This window comes from Xylophilus rhododendri (assembly GCF_009906855.1).
GTDB classification, from domain to species: Bacteria; Pseudomonadota; Gammaproteobacteria; order Burkholderiales; family Burkholderiaceae_C; genus Xylophilus; species Xylophilus rhododendri.
Window position 1 is genome coordinate 4,766,395 of the sequence record NZ_CP047650.1, and the last position, 16,613, is coordinate 4,783,007.

The following is a 16,613-nucleotide window of genomic DNA, read 5'->3' on the forward strand; positions in this document are numbered from 1 at the left end:
GCCGCGCATTCTTCGAGCGCCGGGAAATTTAAAAAAGCGATTTAAATCTATCTGTATGCATTCCAAAAGTGGATATAAACCCGATAGCACCCCAGTTTCAGCACCAAAACGATGACTTTCAAACAGCTAGAGGCCTTGTTCTGGATCGCCCAGCTCGGCGGCTTCTCGCAGGCCGCGCAGAAGCTGCACACCAGCCAGTCGGCGGTTTCCAAGCGGGTGCAGGAGCTGGAGGAGTTCTTCGAAACCCCGCTCTTCGACCGCAGCCAGCGCGCCGCCCGCCTCACCGAAAAGGGCGAGGAGATGTTCGTGCTGGCCAAAAAGCTCCTGGCCCAGCGCGACTCCGCCATCGAGCAGTTCAGCCGCCCCGAGGTGCTGGAGCGCCGGCTGCGCCTGGGCATCACCGAGCTGACCGCCATGACCTGGCTGCCGCGGCTGATCGAGACCATCCGCGATCTCTATCCCAAGGTGGTGATCGAACCCACGGTGGACAGCAGCCCGCACCTGCGCGACCAGCTGCTGGCCGGCGAACTCGACCTGGTGGTGGTGCCCGACGCCTTTGGCGACAGCCGCATGACGAGCACCCGCATCGGCCAGGTCGCCCACGCCTGGCTGTGCCGCCCGGGGCTGATCGCCACCGACCGCGCCTGGCGCCTGCACGAGCTGGCCCAGTACCGCATGCTGGTGCAGGGGCCGCAGTCGGGCACCGGCAGGGTCTACGACGCCTGGCTGAAGGAGCAGGGCGCCGAGCCGCGCGACCCGATCCAGGTGAGCAACCTGGTGGCGATGCTGGGCCTGGTGATGTCCGGCCTGGGCGTGACCTACCTGCCGCACCAGTGCCTGGCGCCGCTGATCGCGGCCGGCATGCTCAGCGCCATCGAGGTCACGCCGCAGCTGCCGCCGATGCACTACGTGGCCATGCACAAGGTGGAGCAGCGCAGCACCCTGGTCACGGCGGTGGTGATGCTGGCGCAGGAGTGCTGCGATTTCGGGGCGATGTTCCAGGGGCTGGGGCAGACCATGGCGCATCGGGGGAAAGTCGCGGGCCTGGAGCGATGAGAGTGATGCTTGCGAGCCTGGTCGGCGCGCCGCGCAGCTTCGTGATGTCGGCGAGCGTGGATTTCTGAACGCGGCCCTATGCCGGAGCTAAGTCTGGGCGGGCAGGATGGTTTTCCTCCTCCACTCACGCGCCCCGGCGCCCGCCGCCCATGAAGACCCGCCAGCCGCCCGTCACGCCCGGCCTGCTCAACAAGGTGCCCGAGGTGGCCCTGTCGTTCTGGGTCATCAAGATCATGTCGACCACCGTGGGCGAAACCGCGGCCGACTATCTGGCCGCCGATGCCGGCCTGGGCCTGGGGCCCACCACCGTCGTCATGGGCCTGCTGCTGGCCGGCGCGCTGGCGCTGCAGCTGCGCAGCCGGCGCTGCGTGCCGGCCCTCTACTGGCTGACGGTGGTGCTGGTGAGCATCGTCGGCACGCAGATCACCGACCTGCTGACCGACCAGGCGGGCGTCAGCCTCTACCTCAGCAGCTCGGCCTTCGCCCTGGCGCTGGCGGCCATCTTCGCCGTCTGGTTCGCCAGCGAACGCACGCTGTCGATCCACGCCATCGTCACGCCGCGGCGCGAGGGCTTCTACTGGGCCGCCATCCTCTGCACCTTCGCGCTGGGCACCGCCGCGGGCGACCTGGCCACCGAGGCGCTCGGCCTGGGCTTCCTGCCAGGGGCGGCATGCTTCGGCGCGCTGATCGCCGCGACCATCGTGTTCTGGCGCCTGGGCGGGCATCCGGTGCTGTGCTTCTGGATCGCCTATATCCTCACGCGTCCCTTCGGCGCGGCGTTGGGCGACTGGCTCACCCAGCCGCGCGCCGACGGCGGGCTGGAGCTGGGCACGATGCTGGTCAGCGCGGCCTTCCTGGCCACCATCGTGGTGCTGGTGGCCGTGGCGCAGCTGCGGCCGGCAAGCCCGGAACTGAAACAGGACAAGGCATGAACATCCGCGCACAGAGGATCACCGAGACACCGGCCATGCAGGCGCCACGGGCGCGCTGACATGCGCGTGCTGCTGGTCGAGGACGACGGCATGATCGGCGAGGCCGTCCATGCCGCCCTGGCCGATGCCGGCGACGCCGCCGACTGGGTGCGCGACGGCAGCGCCGCCCTGGCCGCGCTGGCCTGCCAGCACTACGACCTGGTGCTGCTCGACCTGGGCCTGCCCGGCGCCGACGGCCTGGAGGTGCTGGCCCGCCTGCGTGCCGCGCAGAACCCGGTGCCGGTGCTGGTGGTCACCGCGCGCGACGCGCTCGACGACCGCCTGCGCGGCCTGGACGGCGGCGCCGACGACTATGTGCTCAAGCCCTTCGAGATGGCCGAACTGCTGGCCCGCATGCGCGCGGTGCTGCGCCGCAAGTCGGGCAGCGGCGCGCCGCTGCTGGGCAACGGGGTGGTGTCGCTCGATCCCGCCACCCGCGAGGCGGTGGTGCAGGGCGCCGGGGGGGCCGCGCCGCCGGTGCAGCTGTCGCGGCGCGAGTTCGCCCTGCTGCAGGCGCTGCTGCTGCGGCCGGGCGCCATCCTGTCGCGCGCCGACCTGGAGGACCGCATCTACGGCTGGGGCCAGGAGGTGGAGAGCAATGCGGTGGAATTCCTGATCCACGCCCTGCGCCGCAAGCTGGGCACCGACATCATCAAGAACGTGCGGGGGGCCGGATGGCGGGTATCCAGGGGCGCATGAAGCGCATCGGCGCATCGCTGCAGCTGCGGCTGTCGGTCTCGCTGGCGCTGGCCATCCTGCTGGTCGGCGCGCTGGCGGGCGGCCTGGCCTTCCGTGCCGCCCTGGAGGAGGCCCACGAACTGCAGGACGACACCCTGCGCCAGGTGGCCCTGCTGTTCGACCGGCAGCCGCTGCCGCCCTCCGCCGCGCAGGCGGACGCCCCGCAGGATTCGGACGAGGACTCCCGTGTGCTGGTGCAGCTGCTGGGCGAGCCGCATCCCGCCGCCCGCGCGCTGCCGCTGCCGCCCGGCCTGGCCGACGGGCTGCATACCCTGGAGATCCAGGGCGAGACCTACCGCGCCCTGGTCCGCGGCAGTGCCGCCGGCCAGCGCATCGCCGTGCTGCAGCCCACCGAACTGCGCGACGAGATCGCCCGCGAAGGCGCCTTGCGCGCCCTGGTGCCGCTGCTGGTGCTGGTGCCGGTGCTGCTGCTGGTCGTGGCGCACCTGGTGCGCAAGATGTTCCGGCCGATCGCCGTGCTCTCGCGCGAGATCGACCGGCGTGCCGACGACGCGCTGCATCCGGTGGACGAGGCGCCGCTGCCGCTGGAAGTGCGCCCCTTCGCGGTGGCCATCAACCGCATGCTGGGCCGGGTGGAGCAGTCCATGCAGGTCCAGCGCCGCTTCGTGGCCGATGCGGCGCACGAGCTGCGCTCGCCGCTGACCGCCTTGTCGCTGCAGGCCGAAAGGCTGGCCGAGGCCGACATGTCCGCGCCCGCGCGCGATCGCCTGGCCGCCCTGCGCCAGGGCATCGCGCGCGGCCGCCGCCTGCTCGACCAGCTGCTGGGCCTGGCGCGCGCTCAGGCCCCGGCGCAGTCCGTCCCGCGCGAGGGCGCGCGGCCGGCCTCGGTGCAGCAGGTGTTCCGCGAGGTACTGGAGGACCTGATGCCGCTGGCGGAAGCCCGCGGCATCGACATCGGCGTGGAGGGCGAGCAGGACGCCCTGGTCCGCCTCGACGCCTTCGAACTGGCCGCCGTCATCCGCAACCTGGTCGACAACGCCGTGCGCTACACCCCCGAAGGCGGCCAGGTCGACCTGTCGGTGCGCCTGGCCTCGGGCCGCGCCGTGCTCTGCGTGGAGGACTCCGGCCCCGGCATCGCGCCCGGGGAGCGCGAACGGGTGTTCGATCCCTTCTACCGGGTGCCGGGCAGCAGCCAGTCCGGCGCGGGGCTGGGCCTGTCCATCGTGCGCACCTTGCTGGCGCGGATCGGCGGCGACATCGATCTGGCCTACCGCGACGAGGCGGCGGCCACCGGCCTGCGGGTCAGGCTGGTGCTGCCGCTGGCCTGAGGATTTCAGTCCTTCTCGCCGTGTTCGTCGTCGTGGTCCATCCGGTCCTCGGCCGAGGAGATCACGGTGCCCTTGTCGGCATCGATGCGCACATCGAACACCTTGGCGCCGCTGACCACCTCCACCTCGTAGATGCCGCCCTGCCGCGAGTGCTCGTATTCGGCGCGGGAGGCCTTGCCGTTGGCGGCCTGCTCGGCGGCGGCCACGGCCTGGACCAGGCTGAACCTGGCGCTGGCGATGGCCATCGCGTCGTTCTCCGCCTTGCCGAGGTCCGCATGGGCCAGGGTGCCGGCCGCGCCGGCCACCGCGGCCACGAGGGTGCAGGCGAGGGCTGTCTTGTGATGCTTTTGCATGGATGTCTTCCTGAGGGCACGCAGGGATTTGCGTAACCCGCAGGCTAGGCCCCGTCACTTAGCCCACACTGAGCGGGCCTGCATGCGTGCTGCCTAGCGTTCGAAGGACTCCACCGCCATCGGCAGCACCGGCGGCTGCCAGCGGTAGTTCGGCCGCAGCGCGTCGCGCTCGGTGGCATCGCCCGGCCAGCGCAGGTGCAGCAGCTCGGCGAGCGTCCAGCTGGCCCAGTCGGTGCGCAAGGGCCGGGCCTCGATGGCGGCCGTGTCCCGGGGCTCGATCGGCCGGTTGCGCCAGACGATGGCCGGGATGCGGTAGCCCGACGCGGTCTGCGGGCTGTGGCCCGCATGGTCGCCGCCGTGGCCGACCTCCTGGCCGTGGTCGGACAGGAACATCCAGGCGCGGTAGCCGTCCTGCCGGCCGACGCCGCGGGCCAGCCGCAGGGTCTCGGCCACCACGAAGTCGCTGTAGAGGATGGCCGAGTCGTACTCCTGGCGGAAACGCCGCACCCAGGCGGAGCGGCCGCGTTCGGAGAGCTGTTCCTCCACCCTGTCGATGCTGTCGTCGAAGGGGTTGGCGCCATCGGGAAAACGCAGCGCGTAATGCGGATGCGCGCCCAGGAAATGCACCACGATCAGCTTGCGTTCGGCCGGGTCCTCCAGGGCTTCCTGCAGGCAGTCGAGCAGCTCGCCGTCCAGCGAGGCGCCGGCCCGGCCGGGCACCCGGTTGACGATCTCCACCACATCGGCCAGCCGGGCATGCTGCTGCTCGATGCCGATGTCGTCGTGGTTGCTCATCCACCAGGTCTTGTAGCCGGCGGCGCGCGCCAGGGCCAGCACATGCTGCGGGTCCTGCGACTCGGGCTGGCCGAAGTTGAGGATGTTGTGCACCGAGGGCAGGGTGCTGGCGTCCACCGACCAGGCGTTGCGCATCACCAGCATCTGGTCCTGCAGCTGGGCCTTGTGGGCCAGCAGGCGCGGCGTGGTGGCGCGGCCGTAGCCGTAGAGCGCCATGTTGTCGCGGTTGATGCTGTCGGTGATGACCAGCACCAGGGTGGACGGCCCGGTCTCGGCGATCACCGGCGCGGCAGCGCGTGCCCGCGCCAGCACGGCTTCGCGCTGCTGCTGGCGGTCGGCCCAGCCGGCGCGCAGGGTCTGCACCGTGCCGCCCCATTGCGACCAGAAGACGGCCGGATGCAGCCGCCGCCAGGGCTTGCTGGCATAGGCCAGGGCCGAGGCCAGCACGGCCAGGCAGAGCAGGCCGGCCAGCCAGCGCGATCCAGCCGCCGGCCCGCGCGCGCCGCGCGGCGCGAAGCGGCCGAACACCAGGGCGGCGGCCAGCAGCACGGCCGACCAGGCGGCCAGGCTGCGCCAGTGCATGGCCAGGTATTCGCCCGACTCACGGGCATTGGTGTTGGCCGCCGCGCCCAGCACCAGGGCGCTGTCGGGCGCTGCCTGGTAGGCCTCCAGCAGATAGGCGCGGGCCACCGCATCGAAGGCGAAGGCCATGGCCCAGAGCCAGACCACCGCGCCGCGCAGCCGGTGCACGGCCGGGCTGCGCACCGGCCAGGCCGGCCAGGCCAGCACCGGGAGCGCCAGCACCAGCAACTGGGCCACGCGCCGGCCTTCGTGGCCCAGCACCACCAGCAGGACCATGGCCGCGAACACGGCGAGGCCGGCCAGCGGCGCACGGCGTGCGGGCGGGCCGGAAGGCGTGGTGACGGCGCCGTTCATGGCTCCAGCGCCCACAGCTGATGCGCCTCCAGCCGCAGCCGGTAGCCCGCGCGCAGGGCGGCGCTGCGCGCCTGCAGCTCGCCCAGCGCGGCGTCGCCCGACAGGCGCCGGCTCAGCAGCAGGGTCTGCAGGTCGGCCTCGCCCAGGCTGAAGGCGCGCTGGGTCAGCCGCGCGTTGTCGCGGGTGATGGCCATCGAGCGGCTGGCGTACTGCCAGCGCGCATAACTGCCGCCGGCATCGGCCAGGCGTTCGGCGACCAGGGCTTCCAGCTCCAGCCACCGGGCGTCCAGGGCCGATTGCGCCGCATCCTGCATCCGCAGCGCCTCCTGCACCCGCGCGTCGCGATAGGTGCCGCCGAGCGGAATCGACAGGGTCAGGCCGATCAGCCGCTCGGCGCCGGCCCGGCCTTCCGAGACGGTGTTCACGCCCAGGGTGGGGTCGGGCGTGCGGTCGGCCTCGGCGCGGCTGGCGGCGAGCGCGGCCTCGCGGCTCTGCTCCTGCAGCACCGCCAGGGCGGCGTTGCCGTCGAGGATGGCGCTGCGCAGGCTGCCCGCCTCGCCGTCCAGCGGCAGCGGATCGCGCAGCGGCGGCGCGGCCAGCCGCAGCTGGGGGAAACGCGCCTGCAGCCGGGCGCGGGCGATGGCGCCCAGGCTGTCGGCATCGGCGCGCTGGCGCTGCACCTCCACCAGGTCGGCGGCGGCGTTGTTCTCGTCCAGGCGCGAGGCATCGCCGGCCTTCTGGCGCCGGCCCACCGCGTCGGCATTGGCCTGGGCGAAATCCTGCTGCGCGGCCCAGGCGGCGCGCAGGCGTTCGGCGCCGGCCCAGTCCATCCACATCTCCAGCAGGGACTGGGCCACCTCCAGCCGGGCCAGCGCGAACTGCGCGCTGGCCACCCGCACCTGGGCATCGCCCAGGCGGCTGTCCAGGCCGGCCTTGCCGGGGGCGCGGAAGGTGCGCTCCAGGCCGGCCGACCATTCACGCGCATCGGGCTCGCCGGTGCGGTAGCGCCGCCGCTGGGCGCTGGTGCTGATCGTCCATTCGTAGGGGCCGGCGGCGATGGCCGTGCCGCGGTGGCGGGCGGCTTCCAGGGCGAAGCGGGCGCGGGCCACGGCCGGGTCGGCATCGATCACGGCCAGGGCCATGGCGGTGTCGGGCAGGTCGGGGCGGTCGGTGGCCTGCGCCTGGGCGGCCAGGCAGGCGGCCAGGGCCAGCAGGGGACAGAGCCGCTTCATGCCAGGCTCCCCGCGGCGATCGCCGGTGTCAGCCAGTACTGCACTTCAAGCCCTTTGAGGGCGCTGGACAGCCCTTGCAGCAGTTCCTCGGGCGTGCGCTCGCGCACCACCATGTCGAATCGCACCATGTGGCACATGCCGATCACTTCTTCTTCCTTGGTCAACGATGCATGGAAAGCGCCTTGCGAATAGACGGGCGCGCGGATGAAGCCCAGCGGGCCGGCGATGGACAGCAGGTGGTCGGCCGCCGCGTCGGCGGCCGAATCCCGGCAGAGCAGGTGCAGCACGAAATCAGCCATGGAGCACCTCCCGCTTCGTGGCCGCGCCGGCCCTGGGAAAGGCGAAGCGCTGGAACAGCAGCGGCAGCAGGATCAGCGTCAGCGCCGTGGCCGACACCAGCCCGCCGATCACCACGATGGCCAGCGGCCGCTGGATCTCCGATCCCGGCCCGCTGGCGAACAGCAGCGGCACCAGGCCGAAGGCGGTGATGGAGGCGGTCATCATCACCGGCCGCAAGCGCCGCTGCGCGCCCAGCACCACGCTGTCGCGCAGGCTGGCGCCGGCCGCGTGCAGCTGGTTGAAGTAGCTCACCAGCACCACGCCGTTGAGCACCGCGATGCCCAGCAGCGCGATGAAACCCACCGAGGCCGGCACCGACAGGTATTCCCCCGTCAGCCACAGCGCCACGATGCCGCCCACCATGGCGAAGGGCACGTTGCTCAGCACCAGCAGGGCCTGGCGCATCGAGCCGAACAGGGTGAAGAGGATGACGAAGATCACCCCCAGCGCGGCCGGAATCACCAGCGTGAGCCGGGCCGCGGCCCGCTGCTGGTTCTCGAACTGCCCGCCCCAGCTCAGCCGGTAGCCGGGCGGCAGCTTCACCTCGGCGGCGATGCGCGCCTGCGCCTCCTGCACGAAGCCGACCAGGTCGCGCCCGGCCACGTTGGCCACCACCACGTTGTAGCGGCTGCCCATCTCGCGGTCGATCTTCACCGGGCCGTCCTCGCGCTTCAGGGTGGCGATCTCGCGCAGCGGCACGCTGCGGCCGTCGGCGGCGGTGATGTGCAGGCTGGCGAAGTCCGAGGGCGACACCAGGACGTTGTCCGCCCCGCGCAGCAGGATGGGGATGCGCTGATTGCCGTCGATCACGATGCCGGCGCGCCGTCCTTCGAGCTGGGCGCGCAGCGTGTCCTGGATGTCCTCCACGCTGAAGCCGTAGCGGCCGGCGGCCAGGCGGTCGATGTGCACCGCCAGGTACTGCACGCCGTCGTTGGCCACGGTGAACACGTCCTGGCTGCCCTGGATGGACTTGGTGACATCGACGATGCGCCCGGCCAGCTCGTTCAACTGGCGGATGTCGGGGCCGAAGATCTTGATGGCGATGTCGCCGCGCACGCCGATCACCATCTCGGAGATGCGCATCTCGATCGGCTGGGTGAAGTTGAAGCGCAGGCCGGGCATGTCGTCCAGCACGGCGCGCATTTTCTCCATCAGGGCGGCCTTGCTCGGCATCACCCAGTCCTTCTCGGGCTTGAAGACAAGGAAGGTGTCGGTCTGGTTGAAGCCCATGGGGTCCAGCCCGATCTCGTCGGAGCCGGTGCGGGCGACGATGCGTTCGATGTCGGGCAGCTCCTGCATCAGGCGCTGCTGGATGCGCAGGTCCATGGCCGCCGTCTCCTCCAGGCTGATCGAGGGCAGCTTCTCCAGGCCGACGATGACGTTGCCCTCGTCCATGCTGGGCATGAAGGTCTTGCCGACCTGGGTGTAGACGGCGGCGGCGGCCAGCAGCATCGCGGCGGCGGCTACATACACCGTGCGGGGATGGGCCAGGGCCTTGTCCAGCAGCGGGCTGTAGAGCGCCAGCATCTTGCGCGGCAGCCAGGGCTCGTGGTGGCCGCCCTGCTTGAGCAGGAAGGAGGACAGCACCGGGATCACGGTGAGCGACAGCACCAGCGAGCCGGCCAGGGCGAAGACGATGGTCATGGCCACCGGCACGAAGTACTTGCCCTCCAGGCCCTGGAGCGTGAGCAGCGGCAGGAACACCACCACGATGATCAGCACCCCGGCGGCCACCGGCATGGCGACTTCCTTCACCGCGCGAAAGACCACGTGGAGCAGCGGCGTGCGGTCGCCGGGCGGCTTGCGGCCCAGGTGCTCGACCACGTTCTCCACCACCACCACCGCGCCGTCCACCAGCATGCCCAGGGCGATGGCGAGCCCGCCCAGGCTCATCAGGTTGGCCGACATGCCGTAGAGGTCCATCAGCAGGAAGGTGATCAGCGCCGACAGCGGCAGCACCACCGCCACCACGATGGCCGCGCGCAGGTTGCCGAGGAAGGCGCCCAGCAGCACCAGCACCAGCAGCGTGGCTTCGAGCAGGGCGCGCATGACCGTGCCCACGGCGCGCTCCACCAGCGCGGCGCGGTTGTAGAAGGGCCGGATCGACACGCCCTCGGGCAGGCTGGGCTGGATCTCCGCCAGCTTGGCCTCCACGCCCTCGACCACCGCCTTGGCGTTGGCGCCGCGCAGCGAGAGCACCAGGCCCTGCACCGCCTCGCCCTTGCCGTCCTGCGTGACCACCCCGTAGCGGGTGACGCTGCCCTGGCGCACGGTGGCGATGTCGCCCACGCGGATCGGCTGGCCGCCCGCCTGGCGGACCACGATGGCGCGCAGGTCGTCCAGGCTGCGCACCCGGCCTTCTCCGCGCACCAGCAGCACTTCCTCGCCCTCGCGCACCCGGCCGGCGCCGTCGTTGCGGTTGTTGCCCTCGATGGCCGCCTGTAGTTGCGCCATGGTGATGCCGACGGCCGCCAGGCGCATCGGATCGGGCACCACCTCGTAGCTGGTGACCTTGCCGCCCAGCGTGTTCACATCGGCCACGCCGGGCACCGAACGCAGGGCCGGGCGTATCACCCAGTCGAGCAGGCTGCGCCGCTCCGCCAGCGTCATGGTGGGCGATTCCACGGTGAACATGAACATCTCGCCCAGCGGGGTGGTGACCGGCGCCATGCCGCCGCTCACGCCCTCGGGCAGCTGGTCGCGGGCATTGGCCAGGCGTTCGGCCACCTGCTGGCGGGCCCAGAAAATGTCGGTGCCGTCCTCGAAATTCAGGGTCACGTCCACCAGCCCGTACTTGGACATGGAGCGCAGCATCTGCTGGCGCGGAATGCCCAGCAGCTCGATCTCCAGCGGCACGGCGACCCGGGTCTCGATCTCCTCCGGCGGCATGCCGGGGGATTTCATGATGATCTTCACCTGCGTGTTCGACACCTCCGGGAAGGCGTCGATCGGCAGGTTCTGGAAGGCGAACCAGCCCGCCACACCCACCGCCAGCGCGGCGAGCACGACGAACAGGCGCTGCGAGAGCGCCGCTTGCACGATCCTGGCCAGCATCTCACTTCTCCGCCGGGTGGGCGGCCTGCCAGGCCGATTTCAGCGCGGCGATGGCGCCGATGGCGATCTCCTGCCGCGCATCGAGCGCGCCGCGGATGCGGGTGGTCTCGCCCGCGGCGGCCAGCACCTGCACCGGCGTGGCCACCAGGCCGGCCGCCGAACGCACGAAGACCAGGGTGCGGCCCCGGTCGCGCACGACGGCCTGGGTGGGCACCGCCCAGCCGTCGGCCGAGGCCTGGCTGGCGAAGGGCACACGCACCTGCACATATTCGCCGGGCCGCAGCTGGGCGGCGCCCCTGGCGACTTCGGCGCGCAGCACGAAGGTCTGGCTGGCGCTGACGGTGGCCGAGGCGCTGGTCAGCTTCGCCCGGGCGTCATGGCCGACCACCACGACCGGCGTGCCGGGCGCGGAGGCGACGGCGTCGCGCCGCACGCTGGGCACCTGGATGTCCAGCCAGAGCGTGGACACATCGGCCACCCGCAGCAGCGGCTCGGTCTGCGGCACCCGCTGGCCGGGCTTGGCCAGCATCTGGGTGACGATGCCGGCCGAGCGGGCGCGCACCAGCACGGCGGATTCGGCCTCGCCGCCGGCCATCACGCGCTGGATGCTGTCGCGGTCCAGCCCGGCCAGGCGCAGCGCGGCCTGGGCCTGGCGCAGCCGGGCATCGCTCTGGGCTGCGGCGGCCTGGGCTTCCTGCACCCGGCGCTGGGGCACGATGCCTTCCTGGAACAGCGACTGCTCGCGCTGCAGGGTGCTGCGGGCCAGCCGGTCTTGCGTGGCGGACTCCATCAGGCGCAGCTGCAGCTCTCCGACCTCGGGGCTGGCCAGTCGCACCAGCGGCGTGCCGGCCTTCACCGCCTGGTTCTCGGTGACGAATATCTGCTCGATCACGCCGGGCAGGGGCGCGCTGACCACCTGGTCGTTGGCCGGCGGCAGCACCACCTGGGCGGGGTAGGCGCTGCCTTCTATGTCGCCGGGCGCACCCAGGGGCTTGAATTCAACGCCCAGGGTCTTGAGCTGGGCGGGGCTGAGCTTGAGTTCCTGCGCATGGGCGGCGGGCAGGGCGGCGCACAGCAGGGCAAGGGCCAGCGCGATGGCTGGCCTGGGGAAACACGACATGAAAACTCCACGGCCGAGGCTCGGCCAAGCATGAGGAAAGCGAAAAAGGGCTTCTCAGGCTTGGACGGGCGGCGCGTGGGGTGGAGGCGGCAGGCTTCGCCAGCTGTCGGGCGGGGCGCGGGGGCCGCCGGCGCCCCAGCGCATGGCGATGGCCTCGCGCGGCGATGCAGCTTTGGCCACCTGCGGGTTGGCCGGCGCCAGGGCGATCTCGTAGCTGCCGTGGTCGGGCTGGGCGATGGCCGCGCGGCCCACGGTGGTGGAGGCGGTGCCCAGCAGCGGCACTTCCTCGTCCTGGCTGCCCGCATAGGCCTGGCCGTCGGCGGGCGTGGGTTGGTGCCAGTGGCTCAGCCAGTCCATGTCCACGCAGGAGTCGCGCTGGAAGACGTGCCAGGGCGAGGAGGCCTGCTCGACGATCGCGAAGAGCACGAACAGCCAGCGGGCCAGCAGGATCATCCAGGCGCGGCGGCCTGCGGTGCTCGACATGGGGCGAAGGAGAGGGGAAAGAAGGGGCCGGTGGAACTGCAAAAACGGTGCCAGCCGGGCAGGTCCCGCCCGCGGCAGGCGGCGAGTATAGGCAGGCCGCATGCCGGTTCGATGACAGCCCCGCGCGGGGGCCGGGCTTCAGGCCGCGGGGTCGAAGGGCACCCGCACCCAGCCTTCCATCAGCACCCGGGCGCTGCGGCTCATCAGGGCCTTGGTGACCTGCCACTGCCCATCGACCAGCCGCGCCTCGGCGCCCACCCGCAGGCTGCCCGAGGGATGGCCGAAGCGCACCGCCTGGCGCTCGCCGCCGCCGGCCGCCAGGTTGACCAGGGTGCCGGGAATCGCCGCCGCGGTGCCGATGGCGACCGCCGCCGTGCCCATCATGGCGTGGTGCAGCTTGCCCATGGAGAGCGCCCGCACCAGCAGGTCCACGTCGCCCGCCGCGACCTGTTTGCCGCTGGAAGCTGTGTAGCCGACGGGTTTGGCGACGAAGGCCACCTTGGGTGTGTGCTGGCGTTTGGCGGCTTCGTCGATGGTGGAGATGAGGCCCATGCGGACGGCGCCGTGGGCGCGGATCGTCTCGAAGCGTTCCAGCGCCTTGGGGTCGCCGTTGATGGCGTCCTGCAGCTCGGTGCCGGTGTAGCCGATGTCCTCGGCGTTGACGAAGATGGTCGGGATGCCGGCGTTGATCATCGTGGCCTTGAAGGTGCCGACGCCGGGCACCTCCAGGTCATCGACCAGCTGGCCGGTGGGGAACATGGCGCCGCCGCCTTCGCCGTCGCCCTCGTCGGCCGGGTCGATGAATTCGAGCTGCACCTCGGCGGCGGGGAAGGTAACGCCGTCGAGTTCGAAGTCGCCGGTTTCCTGCACCGCGCCGTTCGTCATCGGGATGTGGGCGACGATGGTCTTGCCGATATTGGCTTGCCAGATGCGCACGGTGGCGATGCCGTCGCGCGGCACCTGGGCCGGGTCGATCAGGCCGTTGGTGATGGCGAAGGGGCCGACGGCGGCGGTGAGGTTGCCGCAGTTGCCCGACCAGTCGACGAAGGGCTGGTCGATGGAGACCTGGCCGAAGAGGTAGTCCACGTCGTGGCCGGGCCTGGTGCTTTTGGACAGCAGCACGGTCTTGCTGGTGCTGGAGGTGGCAGCTCCCATGCCGTCTATCTGCTTGCCGTAGGGGTCGGGGCTGCCTATGACCCGCAGCAGGAGCCTGTCTCTTGCGGGGCCTGGTTTTTGCGCTGCTTCCGGCAGGTCCGGGACGTGGAAGAAGACGCCCTTGCTGGTGCCGCCTCGCATGTAGGTGGCGGGGATCTTGATTTGGGGTGCGGTGCTCATTTTGTTTGGCTCCATTGGTGTTCAGGGCGAGGTCCGAGGCTGCCGGGTAGTCCCCTCCGCGAATGTCCCCCGGAATACGCTGCGCGTATTCCTCCTCCTTGATTTCGCTGCGGGGACTACCCGACACCCTCGGACCAGGACACGCTCTGCGTGCGCGCTGGTGAGGCACGCTCTGACCCGATCATGACGATGGCGTGCCCTGCGCAGCGAAATAAAGGAGGAGGCCGAAGGCCGGGGGACATTCGCGGAGCAGGGTACGCCGTCGGCATGATCCCGCGCGATGCCCGACGGCCTACGGTCGGTTTTCATGCCGCCTGTGTTTCAGCCAGGAAATCCTGAGCGAACCGCTGCAGCACCCCCCCGGCCTCGTAGATCGAAACCTCTTCGGCCGTATCCAGCCGGCAGGTCACAGGCACTTCCACCCGCTCGCCATCCCGGCGATGGATGACCAGGGTGAGATCGGACCGAGGCTGACGAAGCCCGACCACGTCATAGGTTTCGGTTCCGTCCAGACCCAGGGTCAGACGGTTGGTACCCGGCTTGAACTCCAGCGGAAGAACCCCCATCCCGATCAGGTTGGTACGGTGGATCCGCTCGAATCCCTCGGCCACGATGGTCTCCACACCCGCCAGCCGCACGCCCTTGGCCGCCCAGTCGCGTGAACTGCCCTGGCCGTAGTCGGCGCCGGCGATGATGATCAAGGGCTGCTTGCGGGTCATGTAGGCCTCGATGCCCTCCCACATGCGCACGACGGTGCCTTCGGGCTCCAGGCGGGTCAGCGATCCCTTCTTCACCTTGCCGTCGACCACGGCCATCTCGTTGACCAGCTGCGGGTTGGCGAAGGTGGCGCGCTGGGCGGTCAGGTGGTCGCCGCGGTGGGTGGCGTAGGAATTGAAGTCCTCCTCGGGCAGGCCCATCATGTGCAGGTACTCGCCGGCCGCGCTGTCGAGCAGGATGGCGTTGGACGGCGAGAGGTGGTCGGTGGTGATGTTGTCCGGCAGCAGGGCCAGCGGGCGCAGGCCGCGCAGGGTGCGTTCGCCCGCCAGGGCGCCTTCCCAGTAGGGCGGGCGGCGGATGTAGGTGCTTTGCGGGCGCCAGTCGTAGAGCGGGCTGATCGCCTCGCTGCTGGCCACGCCGATCTTGAACATGGGGTCGTACACCCGGCGGAAATGCTCGGGCTTGACGCTGCTGGCGACGATGGCGTCGATCTCCTCGTCGGTCGGCCAGAGGTCCTTCAAGGTGACCGGGTTACCCGCGGCATCGGTGCCCAGCACGTCCTTCTCGATGTCGAAGCGCACCGTGCCGGCGATCGCATAGGCCACCACCAGCGGCGGCGAGGCCAGGAAGGCCTGCTTGGCATAGGGATGGATGCGGCCGTCGAAATTGCGGTTGCCAGACAGCACCGCCGTGGCGTAGAGGTCGCGGTCGATGATCTCCTGCTGGATGGCAGGGTCCAGCGCGCCGCTCATGCCGTTGCAGGTGGTGCAGGCGAAGGCGACGATGCCGAAGCCGAGCTTCTCCAGTTCTGTCAGCAGGCCGGCTTCCTTCAGGTACAGCTCGACGGCCTTGGAGCCGGGGGCCAGGGAGCTTTTCACCCAGGGCTTGCGCACCAGCCCGCGCGCGTTGGCGTTGCGCGCCAGCAGGCCGGCGGCGATCACGTTGCGTGGATTGCTGGTGTTGGTGCAGCTGGTGATGGCCGCGATGATGACGGCGCCGTCGGGCATCTGCCCGGGCACTTCCTGCCAGGGCGCGGCGATGCCGCGGGCCGCCAGGTCGGAGGTGGGCAGGCGTTTGTGCGGGTTGGAAGGGCCGGCCATGTTGCGCACGACGGTGGACAGGTCGAACTTCAGCACCCGCGGGTATTCGGCGGTGGCCAGGGCGTCGGACCACAGGCCGGTGTGCCTGGCGTACAGCTCCACCAGGCGCACCTGCTCGTCTTCCCGGCCGGTCAGGCGCAGGTAGTCGATGGTCATCTGGTCGATCGAGAACATGGCCGCGGTGGCGCCGAACTCGGGGTCATGTTGGAGATGGTGGCGCGGTCGCCCAAAGTCAGCGCCGCCGCGCCCTCGCCGAAGAACTCCAGATAGGCTCCGACCACCTTCTGCTGGCGCAGGTATTCGGTCAGCGCCAGCACGATGTCGGTGGCGGTGATGCCGGGCTGCGGCCGGCCGCTCAGTTCCACGCCGACGATGTCGGGCAGGCGCATCCAGGAGGCGCGGCCCAGCATCACGTTCTCGGCCTCCAGGCCGCCGACGCCGATGGCGATCACGCCCAGCGCATCGACATGGGGCGTGTGGCTGTCGGTGCCGACGAGGGTGTCGGGATAGGCCACGCCGTCCTTGGCATGCACCACGGGGCTCATTCGCTCCAGGTTGATCTGGTGCATGATCCCGTTGCCCGGGGGGATCACCTCCACGTTCTCGAAGGCCTTCTTGGTCCATTCGATGAAGTGGAAACGGTCCTCGTTGCGGCGGTCTTCCACCGCGCGGTTCTTCTCGAAGGCGTCGGGGTCGAAGCCGGCGAATTCCACCGCCAGGGAATGGTCCACGATCAGCTGGGTCTGCACGACGGGGTTGACCTTGGCGGGGTCGCCGCCCATGTCGGCGATGGCGTCGCGCAGGCCGGCCAGGTCGACCAGGGCGGTCTGGCCCAGGATGTCGTGGCAGACCACGCGGGCCGGGTACCAGGGGAAGTCGTGGTCGCTCCGGCGCTCGATCAGCTGGCGCAGGGACTGCTCCAGCATCGCCGGATCGCAGCGGCGCACCAGGTTCTCGGCATGCACACGCGAGGTGTAGGGCAGCTTGTCGTAGGCGCCGGGCTGGATCGCGTCGACGGCTTCGCGGGTGTCGAAGTAGTCGAGTTGGGTGCCGGGGAGGGGTTTTCGGTATTGCTGGTTCATGGTGGGTGTTTGT

12 protein-coding genes and 1 pseudogene are annotated in these 16,613 nt (G+C 70.7%); 4 read left to right on the forward strand and 9 right to left on the reverse strand.

What is annotated here, in order from left to right; translation table 11 throughout:
- Positions 1–111: 111 nt before the first annotated feature.
- The 4 genes from GT347_RS22095 (at position 112) to GT347_RS22110 (ending at position 4,054) form a co-directional block, all read left to right on the forward strand.
- A complete protein-coding gene (locus tag GT347_RS22095; protein ID WP_160554240.1) occupies positions 112–1,056 on the forward strand; it encodes a LysR family transcriptional regulator in 945 nt (314 codons plus the stop codon).
- A 149-nt stretch (positions 1,057–1,205) separates the two neighbouring features.
- Entirely contained in the window at positions 1,206–1,988 is a 783-nt protein-coding gene (locus GT347_RS22100; RefSeq protein WP_160554241.1) for a COG4705 family protein, read from the forward strand.
- Positions 1,989–2,048: 60 nt separating this feature from the next.
- Entirely contained in the window at positions 2,049–2,726 is a 678-nt protein-coding gene (locus GT347_RS22105) for a response regulator (RefSeq protein WP_160554242.1), read from the forward strand.
- Positions 2,723–4,054: a sensor histidine kinase gene (locus GT347_RS22110; protein WP_229722426.1), complete on the forward strand. Its 1,332-nt coding sequence runs from the start codon at positions 2,723–2,725 to the stop codon at positions 4,052–4,054. Before GT347_RS22105 ends, GT347_RS22110 begins: the two co-directional genes overlap by 4 nt.
- 5 nt (positions 4,055–4,059) lie before the next feature.
- On the opposite strand, the gene GT347_RS22115 is transcribed toward GT347_RS22110, so the two are convergent.
- The 9 genes and pseudogenes from GT347_RS22115 to acnD all read right to left on the reverse strand — a co-directional run bounded on the left by GT347_RS22115 (position 4,060) and on the right by acnD (position 16,600).
- Positions 4,060–4,407 carry a PepSY domain-containing protein gene (locus GT347_RS22115; protein ID WP_160554243.1) on the reverse strand — a complete coding sequence of 116 codons (348 nt, stop codon included), beginning with the start codon at positions 4,405–4,407 and terminating at the stop codon, positions 4,060–4,062.
- A gap of 93 nt (positions 4,408–4,500) precedes the next feature.
- Complete coding sequence (locus GT347_RS22120; RefSeq protein ID WP_160554244.1) at positions 4,501–6,138, reverse strand: sulfatase-like hydrolase/transferase; 1,638 nt, start codon at positions 6,136–6,138, stop codon at positions 4,501–4,503.
- Complete coding sequence (locus GT347_RS22125; protein WP_160554245.1) at positions 6,135–7,370, reverse strand: TolC family protein; 1,236 nt, start codon at positions 7,368–7,370, stop codon at positions 6,135–6,137. The genes GT347_RS22120 and GT347_RS22125 overlap by 4 nt, the downstream gene beginning before the upstream one ends.
- Positions 7,367–7,669, reverse strand: a complete 303-nt coding sequence (locus GT347_RS22130; protein ID WP_160554246.1) for a DUF3240 family protein — start codon at positions 7,667–7,669, stop codon at positions 7,367–7,369. The genes GT347_RS22125 and GT347_RS22130 overlap by 4 nt, the downstream gene beginning before the upstream one ends.
- Positions 7,662–10,763 carry an efflux RND transporter permease subunit gene (locus GT347_RS22135; RefSeq protein WP_160554247.1) on the reverse strand — a complete coding sequence of 1,034 codons (3,102 nt, stop codon included), beginning with the start codon at positions 10,761–10,763 and terminating at the stop codon, positions 7,662–7,664. Before GT347_RS22135 ends, GT347_RS22130 begins: the two co-directional genes overlap by 8 nt.
- Position 10,764: 1 nt before the next feature.
- Positions 10,765–11,883, reverse strand: a complete 1,119-nt coding sequence (locus GT347_RS22140) for an efflux RND transporter periplasmic adaptor subunit (protein WP_160554248.1) — start codon at positions 11,881–11,883, stop codon at positions 10,765–10,767.
- Positions 11,884–11,937: 54 nt separating this feature from the next.
- Positions 11,938–12,366 (reverse strand): hypothetical protein, encoded by a 429-nt coding sequence (locus tag GT347_RS22145; protein WP_160554249.1) that lies wholly within the window; start codon positions 12,364–12,366, stop codon positions 11,938–11,940.
- 138 nt (positions 12,367–12,504) lie between these two features.
- Positions 12,505–13,701 (reverse strand): 2-methylaconitate cis-trans isomerase PrpF, encoded by a 1,197-nt coding sequence (gene prpF / locus GT347_RS22150; RefSeq protein ID WP_160554250.1) that lies wholly within the window; start codon positions 13,699–13,701, stop codon positions 12,505–12,507.
- 305 nt (positions 13,702–14,006) lie between these two features.
- Positions 14,007–16,600: pseudogene (gene acnD / locus GT347_RS22155) on the reverse strand (Fe/S-dependent 2-methylisocitrate dehydratase AcnD).
- Positions 16,601–16,613: the final 13 nt, after the last annotated feature.